This window comes from Demequina capsici, from assembly GCF_032102965.1.
Taxonomy (GTDB): Bacteria; Actinomycetota; Actinomycetes; order Actinomycetales; family Demequinaceae; genus Demequina; species Demequina capsici.
In genome coordinates, this window is record NZ_CP134880.1 from 572,299 (window position 1) to 586,480 (window position 14,182).

Here is a 14,182-nt window from a genome sequence, read left to right on the forward strand (position 1 = left end):
CTATCGAAGGGAGACCTTCAGACGGTTCTCGGGCCCTCCCGCCCGGGTCCGGATGACCGACCGAGCACTCGCAGGAGGCGCATCATGTCGTGGTACATCCCCCAGGCTCCTGGCGAAGGTTTCGCCGCCGCCCTCTTCGACCTCGACGGAGTGCTGACGCCGACGGCCGAGGTCCACATGGCCGCCTGGAAGCGCACGTTCGACGAGTACTTCGACCGGCACGGCATCGCCCCTGAGTTCTCCGACGCGGACTACTTCGCGCATGTGGACGGCGTCCCCCGGTACGACGGCGTGGCCCGCTGCCTGGCATCGCGCGGCGTCGAGGTCGCGTGGGGCGACCCGTCCGACGCGCCTGGCACGGACACGGTCTGCGGCATCGGCAACGCGAAGAACGAGGCGTACACGGCTGTGCTGAAGGAGCAGGGGGTCACGCCGTACCCCGGCTCGGTGGCGCTGCTGGACCATCTCGCAGAGCTGGGCGACGTCGCCATGGCCGTCGTGTGCAGCTCGCGCAACACCGATGCGGTGCTGGCCGCAGCGGGCATCGCGGACCGCTTCTCCGTGGTCGTCGACGGTGACACCGCCACCGACAAGGGGCTCCCCGGCAAGCCCGCGCCCGACACCTTCCTGTACGCCGCCGAGCTGCTGGGCGTGCCCGCGTCGGGATGCGTGGTCATCGAGGACGCGCTCACCGGCGTCGCCGCGGGTCACGCGGGAGGCTTCGGCCTGGTGCTGGGCGTGGATCGCGGCGCGGGCGCCGACGCGCTCGAGATCGCGGGCGCCGACGTGGTGGTCAAGGATCTGAGCGAGACGGTTCAGCGATGAAGGGTGCCCGCAGGGCGCTGGGGGACACGAGCGCACCCGAGTACCTGGACCGCCTGAGGTTCCCTGCCGATCCGTGGAAGCTGATCGAGACCTCGTTCGATGCCGACGACCTGGGCACCACCGAGACCCTGTTCGCGGTGGGCAACGGCTACCTGGGTCTGCGCGGGAACATCGAGGAGGGGCACGACGGTCACGAGCACGGCACCTTCATCAACGGCTTCCATGAGACGTGGCCGATCCGGCACGCGGAGGAGGCGTACGGCTTCGCGCGCACCGGCCAGACGATCGTCAACGTGCCGGATCCGAAGGTGATCAGGCTCTATGTGGACGACGAGCCGCTGCTGCTGTCGGTGGCGGACCTGATCGACTACTCGCGCACTCTCGACATGAAGGAGGGCATCCTCACCCGTGACCTGCTGTGGCGCACGCCGGCGGGCAACAGGGTGCGGGTGCGGTCGTCGCGCATGGTGTCCCTCAGCCAGCGCCACCTGGCGGTGATGCGGTTCGAGGTGACCCTGCTGGACAAGGAGGCGCCCATCGCGATCTCCTCGCAGCTGCTGAACCGCGGCGCGGGGCTCGACGAGTACCGTGCCACGAAGCAGCCTGTCGCCGGCTTCGACCCGCGCAAGGCGGAGAAGCTCGACGAGAGGGTCCTCGAGCCGCGGATCCATCACGGCGACGACAACCGCGTCGTCCTGGGCTACCGCACCCAGAACTCCGGCATGACGCTCGGCTGCGCGATGGAGCACCACATCCACTCCGACGTGGACTACACCACCACCACGGAGGTGGGGCCCGACTACGCGAAGCAGCTCTACAGGGCACGCCTGCAGCCGGGGGAGACGTTCGCGCTCACCAAGGTGGTGAGCTATCACACGTCCCGCATGGTCCCGCCGCGCGAGCTGGCGGACCGCTGCAACCGCACGCTCGACCGTGTGCGGGAGGAGGGCGTCGAGAAGCAGTTCGAGGACCAGCGGCAGTGGCTGGTGGACTTCTGGGAGCGTTCCGACGTGGAGGTCGAGGGCGCCGACGACGTGCAGCAGGCCATCCGCTGGAACCTGTTCCAGCTGCTCCAGGCGGCTGCGCGAGGCGACGGCTACGGCGTGCCGGCCAAGGGCGTCACCGGCTCGGGGTACGGAGGCCACTACTTCTGGGACACCGAGATCTACGCGGTGCCGTTCTTCATCTACACGTCGCCCGTGATCGCGCGCAACGCGCTGAGGTACCGGTACCGGCTGCTGCCCGCGGCGGAGCGTCGTGCGGGCGAGCTGGCGCAGAACGGCGCGCTGTTCCCGTGGCGCACGATCAACGGCGAGGAGGCGTCGGCGTACTACGCGGCGGGCACGGCGCAATACCACATCGACGCGGACGTCTCGTATGCGATCAACAAGTACGTGCTGGCCACGGGCGATGACGAGTTCCTGGCACGGGAGGGCATCGACATCCTGGTGCAGACGGCGCGCATGTGGGCCGACCTGGGCTTCTGGCGCTTCCAGCGTGGCGAGGGCGAGTCGTTCCGCATCCACGGCGTGACGGGACCCGACGAGTACACGACCGTCGTGAACGACAACCTGTACACGAACGTCATGGCGCGGTTCAACCTGCGCTGCGCGGCCGAGTCCGTGCGCAAGCTGCGCGGCCAATGGCCCGACCAGTACGCGAAGATGGTCGCCCGCCTCGATCTGGACGACGAGGAGATCGAGGAATGGGAGCGCGCCGCCGAGGGCATGGCGATCCTGTACAACGAGCAGCTGGGCATCCATCCGCAGGACGCGCTGTTCCATGAGCGCGAGGTGTGGGACCTGGAGAACACGCCGCCTGAGAAGCGGCCGCTGCTGCTGCACTTCCATCCGCTGGTGATCTACCGCTTCCAGGTGCTCAAGCAGGCCGACGTGGTGCTGGCGCTGTTCCTGCAGGGCGAGCACTTCACGGCGGAGGAGAAGAAGGCGGACTTCGAGTACTACGACCCGATCACGACCGGCGACTCGACGCTGTCCGGCGTGGTCCAGTCGATCATCGCCGCCGAGGTGGGCTATCACGAGCTCGCGTTGCGGTACTTCTGGGACAGCCTGTTCGTGGATCTGGCCGATCTCCACTCGAACACGTCGGACGGCGTGCATGTCGCGTCGACCGGCGGCGTGTGGTCCGCGCTCGTGCACGGATTCGGCGGTTTCCGGGATCACGGTGAGGGCCTCAACTTCGATCCGCGCCTGCCGGAGTCGTGGCCGTCGCTCACGTACCGGGTGACGGTCCACGGGAACCGGCTCAGGGTCACGGTGACGCAGCACGCGATCGCCTTCGCGATCGAGCGGGGTCGTGCGCTGTCGGTCAACGTGCGCGGTCAGCGCCACCTCGTGACGCCGGAGAACGAGGTCGTGGTGCCCCTCAAGGACCAGGGCCCCCGCATCGCAGGCGCCCCCGATCCTGCGGCCTTCCACGGCACCCTCCGCGAGGACGGCTCGGTGATCACCGCGTCGCTGCCCGCCATGGTGACCGACGGTGTCGACGAGCAGGTGGTGGACTGACCGTCAGCGGTGGGTGACGCGGGCCAGGAACTCCTGGGTCGCAGCCTCCCGGGGCGCGTCGAAGACCTGCTCCGGCGTGCCCTGCTCCAGGATGCGGCCCTGGTGCATGAAGACGATCCGGTCGGCGACGGAGCGCGCGAACGACATCTCGTGCGTCGCCATGAGGATCGTGGACCCCTGGTCCTTGAGGGATCGCACCAGGTCCAGCACCTCGCCCACGAGCATGGGGTCCAGCGCCGACGTGATCTCGTCGAGCAGCAGCAGCTCGGGATCGGTGAGGATGGCCCGCACGATCGCGACGCGCTGCTGCTGACCGCCGGAGAGGCGATCGGGGTACTCGTCGACCTTGTCGCCCAGCCCGAAGCGCGTGAGCAGGTCGACCCCCTTGGTGCGGGCCTCGTCGGCGGGCATCCGGTGCACCTTGCGGGCGGCGAGCGTGACGTTGTCGATCACGCGCATGTGGGGGAACAGGTTGAAGTGCTGGAAGACGACGCCGATGCGGGCGCGGACCTTGTCGGTGGCAGCCCGCGGGTCGGTGATGTCGTCTCCTGACAGCAGGATCTGGCCGTCGTCCACGCGCTCGATCAGGTTGACGGTGCGCATGAGCGTGGACTTGCCGGATCCCGAGGCACCGATGAGCACCACCACCTCGTGCTTCTCGATGAGGAGGTCGACGCCTGTGAGGACGTGGTTCTCGCCGAACAGCTTGTGGACGTCACGCAGCTCAAGAACGGCGGCATGCTCGAGGGCGCTCATACGGTGCCTCCGATCTGCTCGCGCCTGGCCATGCGCGCGGAGATGTGATCGGTGAGCCTGATCATCGGGAAGCTGAGCGCGACGAACAGCAGGCCGGCCACGACGTAGGGCGTGAAGTTGTAGGTCTGCGCCTGCACGATCTGGGCGGCGCGGATCGCGTCGACGGCGCCGAGCACGGAGATCAGGCCGACGTCCTTCTGCATCGACACGAAGTCGTTCATGAGGGCAGGCACGACCTTGCGCAGGCCCTGCGGGATCACGACGAGCCGGAGCGTCTGCGCGTGGGAGAGACCCAGCGAACGGGCGGCCACGCGCTGCGACGGGTGCACGGCCTCCATGCCGGCGCGAAGCACCTCCGCCACGTAGGCGGAGTAGCACAGCGCGATGCCGATGGTGCCGAGCAGCGCGACGGGGTAGCGCTGCGAAGGGTTCAGGGCGGGCACGCCGAACCCCACCAGGTACAGCACGATCAGCACCGGCAGGCCGCGGAACAGGTCGGTGTACGCGGTCGCGATGGCGCGCAGCGGGAAGAAGACGGGGCCGCGCAGCGAGCGCATCACCGCGAGCAGCGTGCCGACGATCGCGACCGCGATCGAGGCGAAGAACAGCACGCGGATGTTCAGCCACAGCCCGTTGAGCACCTTCGGCAGGCTCCGCCAGGCGATGTCCGGGTTGAAGAAGGCCTGCTGGACGCTGTCCCAGCCGGGAGACGTCAGCACGAGCGTGCCCGCGACGGCGGCGAACAGCACCGTCGACACGAGCGCGACCACCACGGAGCGGCCCGAGGCGCGGCGCCGGAACTCGCGCCTCTCGAGCTCGAGCTCGCTGGGCTGCCAGGCGGCGAGGGCCGCTCCGTCGGTGGTCATCTCAGGATGATCCCTCTCTCGGAAGGGGCGTCAGTTGAGGACGGGGACGTCGATGGCGTCGGACAGCCACTCGGTCTCGAGCGAGGCGAGCGTGCCGTCGGCCGTGAGCGCGTCCACGGCCGCCGTCACGGGCTCGGTGAGCGCCGAGTCCTTGGGCAGGACGAACCCGAACTGGTCGCCGCCGGTCGCGTCCGCGAACTGACCGACGACCACGCCGCCGTCGAGCTCCACGGCCGCCTGGTAGAGGGCCGACGGCAGGTCGGTGACGTAGGCGTCGATCTGGCCCGCCGTGAGCGCGGCGGTGACGTCGGCCTGCGTGTTGAAGACGGAGACGTTGCCCTCGCCGAGGGCGGCGACCGCGACGTCGTAGGACGTGGTGCCGACGGCGACTCCCACCACGGCGCCGTCCAGGTCGGCGACGGTGGTGGCGTCGGCGTACTTGTTGCCCTCGACGGACACGACGGCCTGGGTGGCGGTGTAGTACGGCGACGAGAAGTCGACGGCCTGCTTGCGCTCGTCGGTGATGGAGAACTGCTGGATGTTGAGGTCCCAGTCCTTGGCGCCCGGCGCGATGGCGGAGTCGAAGGTGGTGCGGACCCACACGACGTCCTCGGGGGCGAATCCGAGCTGGTCGGCGACGGCGTAGGCGACGGCCGCCTCGAAGCCCTCACCCGACGCCGGGTCGTCGTTCAGCACCCACGGCTCGTAGGCGGGCTCGCCGGTGGCGATGGTGAGCTTGCCCTCGGTGTACGTCTGCAGCGCGGTGGAGGTGGCGGTCGCGTCACCGGACGGTGAGGCGGAGGCGGACGAGTCCGCGTCGGTGGAGGTGGAGCAGCCGGCGAGCGCGAGCGTCGAGGCGGCGAGCGCCACGACGGACGCGCGGCGCAGGGTCGTCGAGAAGGACATCGTTTCTCCTGAGAAGAGGGGGAGGTGGAGCGAGATCGTCGTCGGTCGCTCGCGGGTGTGGGAATACTATCGGGACCCCTCCGCGAGCCTCCAATCCGCGAAGTCGAAACCGGGGGAGACGACGCAGGTCACCAGGCACTCGTCCGGTCCGGCCAGCTGAGCGGACTGCCACGTGCCGGCAGGTACCAGGCACTGCTGCTGGTCGCCGCCCACGGCGCTCGGGCCCAGCCGCACGGTCGTGACCTCCTCGCCGGCCGCGGGCAGGTCGCCCGAGCCTCCCAGGTTCAGCTCGAGAGCGCCGGGGCCGTGCCACAGCCACACCTCGTCGGAGCTGACCACATGCCAGGCGCTGCTCTCGCCGGGCGCGAGCAGGTAGTGGATCATCGTCACGGCCGGGCGGTCGCCGCCCTCCGTCCGCACCGCGATCGGCGACGTGTAGTGACGGCGGAACCAGCCGCCCTCGGGGTGCGGCTCGAGGCCCAGGGCCGATGCGGTGGCGGGGACGGTCATGCGCGCTCCTCTGCGACTCCTGTGGCCCGGGTGAAGCCGGCGGTGGCATGCCTGACGCGGCCCGCGCTCACGGTCGCGGCAGCACGCCCCTCACCTGACTCGGCGAGCGTGGTGAGCGTGCCGGTCACATCGGTGACGGGGACGTCGAAGAAGGCGAGGTCGGCGTTCGTGCCGACCGCCAGGTATCCGGTCCTGCCAGGACCCTCGTCGATCCCCATCGCGTGCGCTCCACCGAGCGTGGCGGCGCGCAGCAGCCGTTCCGCGAGGTCGACGTCCGAGTACCCCTGGTTGCGGGCGATGCGCATCAGCGCGGCGACGTCCGCCATGGGGTCCAGCGACGGCGAGGACGACAGGGAGTCCGTGCCGATCGCGATCGGGCTGCCCTCGCGCAGGTAGGCGGCCACCGGGGGCGCGTCGAGGCCGATGACCTCGTTCGATCGCGGGCACAGCGCGACCGTCGTGCCGCGAGCGCGCAGGATCGCCCTGTCGCTCTCCGTCATGTAGACGCCGTGCGCGATGTGGCAGTCGGGTCCCAGCACGCCCAGATGGTCGACGTACTCGGTGGCCGACGTGCCGAAGCCCGCCTGCCTCAGCTCGATGAGGCTTCCCAGCCCCTGCGATTGCCAGGGCTCCACGCGATCGTGATCGAACTCCCGCTCGATCCCCGACTCGCCCAGGTGGATGTGGATGCGGCTGCCGCGCTCCCGGACGATGTCAGGGATCTCCAGCAGCGGCATGATCTCCAGCGAGTACGGCGCGTGGGGGGACAGCCCCGTGCCGGGGCGGGTGGGCAGCGAGTCGAGCGCCGCCTCCACCTCGGTACGGCCGTGCGCACGCCAGTCGTCGTTGGTCCAGTCGATGACCTCCCAGTAGGCGATGCCTGCCAGGCCTGCATCATGCAGGGCCCGCGCCGCCTCGGGGTCGGTCACCACGTCGGCGGCGGCGGTGACGCCAGCCCCGATCATCTGCTGCGCGCCGAGCGCGGCGTCGGCCGCCCAGTCGTGGGCGAGCGCGTACTCGGGGTTGAACGCTGTGGCCCAGTCGTCGAAGCCGCGGTAGCGGCCGCGGCCCACCTTCGCCATGCCCGTGTACTGCAGGTGGGTGTGCGCGTTGACGAGCCCGGGCATCAGCACCCCGGGCCACCGGACGTGCTCTACCGGCATCCCGCGCTCGGCGAGCGACTGCTCCACCCACGCCCGCGAGCCGACATGCAGGATCCGCTCGCCGCGCACGGCGATCGCGCCGTCCAGGATGGGCGGCGCGGTGATCGGGAGCACGAGCGCCGCCGAGTACAGCGTGACGGGGAAGGCGGTCATGAGCCGGCCTCGTGCCGCCGGTAACGAGGCGAACGCCAGTCGGCGGCGTCGTCGGCGTCGGCGGTCGCAGGCGTGCTGAGCACGATCCCGCGCGCCTGCGCTGCGACGGCGCCCACATGCGCCACCGCCGCATCGGACACGGCGTGGACCCCGATGCCGGGACGGGTGAGCACCAGCTCCGCGATGGCGGCGAGCTGCGTGGCGAACGAGAGGTCCATGATCTCGATCGGGTTGCCCTCCGCTGCGGTGACGTTGATGCAGCCGCCACGGTCGAGGATCGTGGCGGTCGTCGGTCGAGCCACGTCGAGCGCGGGGACGGGCCTGCCCTCGACGACCAGAGGCTCGAGCGTCATCGCGCTGAGATCCACCTCTCCTGGCACGCCGCCCGCGACGGCGACGATCGCTGCGACCTCCAGCATCTCCTGCGTCACCGTCCGCGGGACACCGGTGCAGGAGACGACGAGCGCTCCCGCCGCCAGCGTCAGCGCGTCGCCCACCTCGAAGCCGTCGTGCTCGGCGAGCATGGCGCGCACCGGATCGACCTCGGCGACGCTCACCGCGGCTCCGAGCGCGCGCAGGTGTGCCGCGACACCGATCCCCACGGGGCCGTAGCCGATCACCAGCGCGGGCTGCGAGCGCACGGTGAGGCCCGCGTCGTCCAGCAGGTCCGCGATGGCGAGCACGCAGGACTGGCCCGTGCCGTACCGGTTGTCGAAGCCGGTCTTCGTCACCGCATCGTTGACCGCGATCACGGGGGTGCGCAGCGCTCCCTCCGCGGCCATGGCCCGCAGCGGGGCCAGGCCCGACGTGGTCTCCTCCGTCGCCCCGATCCATCCGCCGGTGAGGCCCTCCTCGTGCGCGAGCCGCGTCAGATGGCTGCCGTCGTCCACGAGCACGTCGAAGCCTCGGCGAAGGAAGCCCAGAGCCACGTCCCGCTCGTGCTCGGCGGCGAGCGTCGCGTCGGCGTCGCAGGGGATCCAGCGGGCGCGCAGCGCGCTCGCGACGTCCGGATCGGTCTCGTCGGGATGGGCGTAGACCGCGACCTGCGCGCCGGCCTCGGCGAGCAACAGTGCGAGGTTCGCGGTCTTGGGCTCCAGGGTCATCGCGATGCCGACGCGCAGCCCGGCCACCGTGCCTCGATCCTTGAGCTCCCGGGCCAGCGCCGCGGTGACGCGCATGTGCGCACCGGCGAACTCCAGGCGACCCGACGCGTCGCCCCGGTCCGGCACGGGCTCTGCGCCCAGCAGGATCTCGTCAGCGGCCACGTCGAACGTGACGGTGTCGTCGGACACGTCCCACCCTGCGTCCGTCGGCGCGCCGTCGGACCCCGGCAGGATCCGTGCGCCCATCCCGCGCAGCATGGCGGTGAGGACCCGAGGTGTCGGGCCCTCACCGAGCACGCGCATGGGTCGTCCCGCGATGAGGAGGTTCGTGTCCCGGGCGAAGCGGCGCAGCAGGCGCTCGGCCGTCATGATCGGGTCGGTCATGTCTTGAAGTGTAGAAGCGCGCCGCGCACCCGATCGGTCGGCGCCTGCGCTGCGCAGGGTTGCCGTGCGCTCGCGGCGTGCGTGAAGATTGGCGCGCGAAGCGGCACAGCCACTAGTCTTGACCGGTCGCACTGGTGGCCGATGGGCGTGGTGAACGCGTCGGCACGATCGCCGCCCCGCACGATGCGCAAGGAGCGCCGCCCATGACTGACCTGCCCAAGATGAACGTCGAGTCGTTCAACCTGGACCACACGAAGGTGGTCGCGCCGTACATCCGGGTGGCGGACCGCAAGGTGCTGCCGCACGGTGACGTGCTCACCAAGTTCGACGTGCGCTTCTGCCAGCCGAACGTGGAGCACCTCGAGATGCCCGCGGTGCACTCGATCGAGCACTCCTTCGCCGAGTGCGTCCGGGAGATCAGCGACGACGTGATCGACTTCAGCCCCATGGGCTGCCAGACCGGCTTCTACCTGATCATGAGCGGCGAGCACACGCCTCAGCAGGCCAAGGAGCTGGTGCTCGCCACGATGGCGCGCATGCTGACCTTGGACGCGGTGCCCGCTGCCAACGAGGTGCAGTGCGGCTGGGGCGCCCACCACTCGCTCGACGACATGAAGGACGAGGTCCACGCGTTCCTCGAGAACTCCGACGTGCTGCTGGACGTGATGCGGTGACGGCGCGCACGCTCCCGGCGGTCCTCGTCGCGATGCCGGAGGAGGCGCAGGGCTTCCTCACGCTGTCGACCGGCGCCGAGCGCCTCGCCGGACCCGACGAGGCGTACCTCGCCCATGCCGACGGCGTCGAGTACCTGCTCGTCGTCACCGGCATCGGCATGGTGTCGGCAGCCCGGGCGGCGACCCTCGTCTCGGCAGGGGTCCTCGCAGGCGTGGCGCCGTCCGTGATCGTCTCCGCAGGAAGCTGCGGTGGCATCCCCGGCCAGGTGTCCGTGGGAGACCTGGTGGCGCCCTGCTGCTCGCTCGACTGGTCCGCCGACTCGACGTCGATCGGCTACGCGTACGGCCAGGTGCCGGGGCATGCCGAGTTCCATGAGTCGGACGAGCGGCTGGTGGACCTCGCGGTCGAGCTCGGAGCCAAGAAGGGCTATCTCGCGTCCGCCAACGCGTTCGCCGTCGCGGAGACCGTCGACCTGATCAGGGAGCGGTTCCCCAAGGTGATCGCCACCGACATGGAGTCGGCAGCGGTCAGCCAGGTCGCTGCCACCGCAGGGATCCCGTTCCTCTTGCTGCGGTGCGTGTCCGACATGTGCCAGGGCGACGGCGGCGTCGAGTTCGACGAGCACCTGGACGACGCGGCGGAGCGCTCCGCTCGCGCGACGCTGGACCTGCTCGCGCACGAGGCGGCACGCGCGCGCGCCTCGGCCTGACGCCGCACGGGCGTGTCAGCGCCCGCGCCTACCATGGGGATGCACCGGATCTGAATCCGGCGCTTCGTCGTGCCCTGGAGGACCCCTGTGTCGATCTCACCGACCACCGCACCTGCGCTCGCGGACGCCCTGGCGTCCCTGCCGGACGTCGACCTGTCGTCGGGCGGCCATCTGCTCGGTCCGGGTGCGGCGGCCCCCGCCGTCGTCGCGAAGGCGGTCGCGGACGACGCAGCGAGCCCGGTCCTCGTGGTCACCGCCACTGGCGGCGACGCGGAGCAGCTCGCGGCCGCCCTCGGGGCGTACCTCGACCCGCAGTCCGTGGGCCTGCTTCCCAGCTGGGAGACCCTCCCTCACGAGCGCCTGAGCCCGCGCTCCGACACGGTGGCCCGCCGTCTGTCGACGCTGCGCAGGCTGGTCCACCCCGAGGAGGTCGCGGCGGAGACCGGCCTGCCGCGACTCGCCGTGGTGGTCGCGCCCCTGCGCGCCGTGCTCCAGCCGCTGGTGCCGCACCTGGCGGATCTCACGCCCGTCCGCGTGCACGTGGGGGACCGGGTGGACCTCACCGACCTCGTGGAGGCGCTCGCGGGCGCTGCCTACTCGCGCGTCGACATGGTCGAGCGGCGCGGCGAGTTCGCGGTGCGCGGCGGCATCGTCGACGTGTTCGCTCCGACCGATCCGCACCCGATCCGCATCGAGTTCTTCGGCGACGAGATCGACTCGCTCCGGTCCTTCTCCGTCGCGGACCAGCGCTCGCTGGCGGACGTGCCGCTCCTGTGGGCGCCGCCGTGCCGAGAGCTGCTGCTCACCGAGGACGTGAGGCGCCGGGCGGCCTCGCTGATCGGCGAGTACCCGGCGGCGTCGGACATGCTCGCGCGCGTTGCCGACGGCCACGCCGTCGAGGGCATGGAGTCGCTGATCCCCGTGCTGCTCGACCGCCTGGAGCCGCTGACGGACGTCCTGCCACGCGGCACCCGCGTGCTCGCGGTGGAGCCCGAGCGGCTCGCGCGCCGCGCCGAGGACCTCCAGCGGACCGCCCAGGAGTTCCTCGCCGCCGCATGGGTGTCGGCCAGCGCGGGCGCCGACGCTCCCGTCGAGGCCGACGCCGTGTTCCTCTCGCTCGGCGAGCTCGAGGAGGGGCTCGAGTCGCGCGGCCTGGCGTGGACCACCCTGGGCCCGTTCGGCTCCCACGGCGCGGTCGACACGGGGCTGGCCCCCGCCGAGGAGTTCCGCGGCCGGCTCTCCGAAGGTCTCGCCTGGCTGCGCACCCGCGTGGCCGACGGCTGGAAGGTCGTCCTGGCCGCCGCGTCCACAGGATCCGCCCACCGCATCGCCGAGCAGCTGGCCGACGCCGACGTGCCCGCCCGCGTCGTCCCCTCCCTCGCCGACGCGCCCGACGGAGTGGTAGTCATCGTCCCTGGCATCACCGGCCGTGGCTATCAGGTGGCCGGCGCACGGTTCGCGCTGCTGCACGAGTCCGACCTCACCGGCCGGGCCGCGGCCGTCGCCGGACCCAAGGTGAAGGTGCCGAGCCGGCGCCGCGCCCAGGTGGACCCGCTTCAGCTGCGACCCGGCGACTTCGTCGTCCACGAGGCTCACGGCGTCGGGCGGTTCGTCGAGCTCGCCAAGCGCACCGTCCGCGGCGTGGAGCGCGAGTACCTGGTCATCGAGTACGCACCCTCGAAGAAGGGCGGTCCGGGGGACAGGCTGTCGGTGCCTACCGACCAGCTCGACCAGGTCACCAAGTACGTCGGCGGCGAGACCCCGTCGGTCAACAAGATGGGCGGCGCGGACTGGCAGAAGACCAAGGGGCGCGCCCGCAAGGCGGTCAAGGAGATCGCCGCCGAGCTCATCCGCCTGTACAGCGCGCGCATGGCCTCGACCGGCCGTGAGTACGGTCAGGACACCCCGTGGCAGCGCGAGCTGGAGGAGTCGTTCCCGTATGTCGAGACGCCGGACCAGCTCACCACCATCGACGAGGTCAAGGCCGACATGGAGCGGTCGGTCCCCATGGATCGGCTCGTGTGCGGCGACGTCGGCTTCGGCAAGACCGAGGTGGCCGTCCGTGCCGCGTTCAAGTCCATCCAGGACGGCGCCCAGGTCGCGCTGCTGTGCCCCACGACGCTGCTCGTGAAGCAGCACCTGGACACCTTCACCGAGAGGTTCGCGCAGTTCCCTGTCAAGGTCGCGGCGCTGTCTCGCTTCCAGACGGACAAGGAGGCCAAGGAGATCCTCGACGGCCTCGCCGACGGCACCATCGACATGGTGATCGGCACCCACCGGCTCATCACGGGCCGGGTGCGCTTCAAGGACCTGGGGCTGCTCATCATCGACGAGGAGCAGCGCTTCGGCGTCGAGCACAAGGAGACGCTCAAGGCCATGCGGACCGACGTGGACGTGCTCGCCATGTCCGCCACCCCCATCCCGCGCACGCTCGAGATGGCGGTCACCGGCATCCGTGAGATGTCGACGCTCGCCACGCCGCCCGAGGAGCGCCACCCGATCCTCACGTACGTGGGGCCGCACGAGGACGCCCAGGTGACCGCCGCGATCCGCCGCGAGCTGCTGCGCGACGGCCAGGTGTTCTACATCCACAACGCTGTGAAGTCGATCAACTCTGCGGCCCGTCGCCTGGGCGACCTGGTGCCCGAGGCGCGCATCGCCGTGGCGCATGGGCAGATGAGCGAGAAGCAGCTGGAGCAGGTGATCGTCGACTACTACGACAAGAAGTACGACGTGCTCGTGTGCACCACCATCGTCGAGACCGGCCTGGACATCTCCAACGCGAACACCCTCATCGTCGAGCGCGCCGACGCTTTCGGCCTGTCCCAGCTGCACCAGCTGCGCGGGCGCGTGGGCCGTGCGCGGGAGCGGGCCTACGCCTACTTCCTGTACCCGCCGGACAAGGCGCTCACCGAGACCGCCCACGACCGGCTCCAGACGATCGCCGCCAACACCGACCTGGGCTCCGGCATGGCGGTCGCCCTGAAGGACCTCGAGATCCGCGGCGCGGGCAACCTGCTCGGCGGCGAGCAGTCCGGTCACATCGAGGGCGTCGGCTTCGACCTCTACATCCGGATGGTCGGCGAGGCCGTCGCCGGCTTCCGCGGCGAGGCCGAGGAGAAGCCGCCCGTCACCATCGAGCTGCCCATCGACGCGCACATCCCGACCGCATACATCGAGCACGAGCGGCTGCGCCTCGAGGCGTACCGCAAGATCGCGGACGCCGCCGACGAGGCGACGCTCGCCGAGATAGAGGAGGAGCTCGACGACCGTTACGGCACGGTGCCCGAACCGGTCGCGAACCTCATGGCCGTCGCGAGGCTGCGACTCGTGCTGCGAGAGCACGGCATCACCGACGTCGTGAACCAGGGCAAGCACATCCGGCTGTCCCCGGTGGAGCTTCCCGACTCGGCGACCATGCGTCTCACGCGCCTGTACCCCGGCACGATGATCAAGCCCGCGGTGCGCCAGATCCTCGTGCTCGCACCCATGACGGCGCGCGTGGGCGGGAGCCCTGTCGAGGGCCTCGCGATGCTCGACTGGGTCCGGGATCTGCTGAAGGTGATCGCGCCTGTCGGTGCGCCCGTGGAGCGCGGTTAGGATGAGC

General features: G+C 70.7%; 11 protein-coding genes. 5 read left to right on the forward strand and 6 right to left on the reverse strand.

Annotated elements, in window-relative coordinates; genetic code table 11:
- The first annotated feature begins 84 nt into the window (after window positions 1–84).
- Both RN607_RS02760 and RN607_RS02765 read left to right on the forward strand, forming a co-directional pair.
- On the forward strand, window positions 85–825 hold the full coding sequence (locus RN607_RS02760) for an HAD family hydrolase (RefSeq protein WP_313499672.1): 741 nt from the start codon (window positions 85–87) through the stop codon (window positions 823–825).
- Window positions 822–3,350 (forward strand): glycoside hydrolase family 65 protein, encoded by a 2,529-nt coding sequence (locus tag RN607_RS02765; RefSeq protein WP_313499674.1) that lies wholly within the window; start codon window positions 822–824, stop codon window positions 3,348–3,350. The genes RN607_RS02760 and RN607_RS02765 overlap by 4 nt, the downstream gene beginning before the upstream one ends.
- Window positions 3,351–3,353: 3 nt before the next feature.
- Here the strand turns inward: RN607_RS02765 and RN607_RS02770 are convergent, their stop codons facing one another.
- The 6 genes from RN607_RS02770 to RN607_RS02795 all read right to left on the reverse strand — a co-directional run bounded on the left by RN607_RS02770 (window position 3,354) and on the right by RN607_RS02795 (window position 9,191).
- Window positions 3,354–4,106 (reverse strand): amino acid ABC transporter ATP-binding protein, encoded by a 753-nt coding sequence (locus RN607_RS02770; RefSeq protein ID WP_313499675.1) that lies wholly within the window; start codon window positions 4,104–4,106, stop codon window positions 3,354–3,356.
- Window positions 4,103–4,972 (reverse strand): amino acid ABC transporter permease, encoded by an 870-nt coding sequence (locus tag RN607_RS02775; RefSeq protein ID WP_313499677.1) that lies wholly within the window; start codon window positions 4,970–4,972, stop codon window positions 4,103–4,105. The genes RN607_RS02770 and RN607_RS02775 overlap by 4 nt, the downstream gene beginning before the upstream one ends.
- Window positions 4,973–5,002: 30 nt before the next feature.
- Window positions 5,003–5,878 (reverse strand): ABC transporter substrate-binding protein, encoded by an 876-nt coding sequence (locus RN607_RS02780; protein ID WP_313499679.1) that lies wholly within the window; start codon window positions 5,876–5,878, stop codon window positions 5,003–5,005.
- Window positions 5,879–5,944: 66 nt separating this feature from the next.
- Window positions 5,945–6,388, reverse strand: coding sequence for a cupin domain-containing protein (locus RN607_RS02785; protein ID WP_313544176.1), 444 nt, complete (start codon window positions 6,386–6,388; stop codon window positions 5,945–5,947).
- Window positions 6,385–7,704: an amidohydrolase family protein gene (locus RN607_RS02790; RefSeq protein WP_313544178.1), complete on the reverse strand. Its 1,320-nt coding sequence runs from the start codon at window positions 7,702–7,704 to the stop codon at window positions 6,385–6,387. Before RN607_RS02790 ends, RN607_RS02785 begins: the two co-directional genes overlap by 4 nt.
- Window positions 7,701–9,191, reverse strand: a complete 1,491-nt coding sequence (locus RN607_RS02795; RefSeq protein WP_313544180.1) for an adenosylhomocysteinase — start codon at window positions 9,189–9,191, stop codon at window positions 7,701–7,703. The genes RN607_RS02790 and RN607_RS02795 overlap by 4 nt, the downstream gene beginning before the upstream one ends.
- 203 nt (window positions 9,192–9,394) lie before the next feature.
- Between RN607_RS02795 and RN607_RS02800 the strand changes: the two genes are divergently transcribed.
- From RN607_RS02800 to mfd, 3 genes are all read left to right on the forward strand, one after another.
- Complete coding sequence (locus tag RN607_RS02800) at window positions 9,395–9,865, forward strand: S-ribosylhomocysteine lyase (RefSeq protein ID WP_313544183.1); 471 nt, start codon at window positions 9,395–9,397, stop codon at window positions 9,863–9,865.
- The gene (gene mtnN, locus RN607_RS02805) at window positions 9,862–10,575 is read left to right on the forward strand and encodes a 5'-methylthioadenosine/S-adenosylhomocysteine nucleosidase (protein ID WP_313544185.1); all 714 of its coding nucleotides are present in this window, start codon (window positions 9,862–9,864) and stop codon (window positions 10,573–10,575) included. The genes RN607_RS02800 and mtnN overlap by 4 nt, the downstream gene beginning before the upstream one ends.
- An 87-nt stretch (window positions 10,576–10,662) precedes the next feature.
- A complete protein-coding gene (mfd, locus tag RN607_RS02810) occupies window positions 10,663–14,175 on the forward strand; it encodes a transcription-repair coupling factor (protein ID WP_313544187.1) in 3,513 nt (1,170 codons plus the stop codon).
- The last annotated feature ends 7 nt before the right edge of the window (window positions 14,176–14,182 follow it).

Coding starts and splice junctions, on each gene's coding strand:
- RN607_RS02790 (WP_313544178.1), bottom strand. CDS start 7,704: ATGACCGCCTTCCCCGTCACGCTGTACTCGGCGGCGCTCGTGCTCCCG.
- RN607_RS02760 (WP_313499672.1), top strand. CDS start 85: ATGTCGTGGTACATCCCCCAGGCTCCTGGCGAAGGTTTCGCCGCCGCC.
- RN607_RS02770 (WP_313499675.1), bottom strand. CDS start 4,106: ATGAGCGCCCTCGAGCATGCCGCCGTTCTTGAGCTGCGTGACGTCCAC.
- RN607_RS02800 (WP_313544183.1), top strand. CDS start 9,395: ATGACTGACCTGCCCAAGATGAACGTCGAGTCGTTCAACCTGGACCAC.
- RN607_RS02780 (WP_313499679.1), bottom strand. CDS start 5,878: ATGTCCTTCTCGACGACCCTGCGCCGCGCGTCCGTCGTGGCGCTCGCC.
- RN607_RS02765 (WP_313499674.1), top strand. CDS start 822: ATGAAGGGTGCCCGCAGGGCGCTGGGGGACACGAGCGCACCCGAGTAC.
- RN607_RS02785 (WP_313544176.1), bottom strand. CDS start 6,388: ATGACCGTCCCCGCCACCGCATCGGCCCTGGGCCTCGAGCCGCACCCC.
- RN607_RS02795 (WP_313544180.1), bottom strand. CDS start 9,191: ATGACCGACCCGATCATGACGGCCGAGCGCCTGCTGCGCCGCTTCGCC.
- RN607_RS02775 (WP_313499677.1), bottom strand. CDS start 4,972: ATGACCACCGACGGAGCGGCCCTCGCCGCCTGGCAGCCCAGCGAGCTC.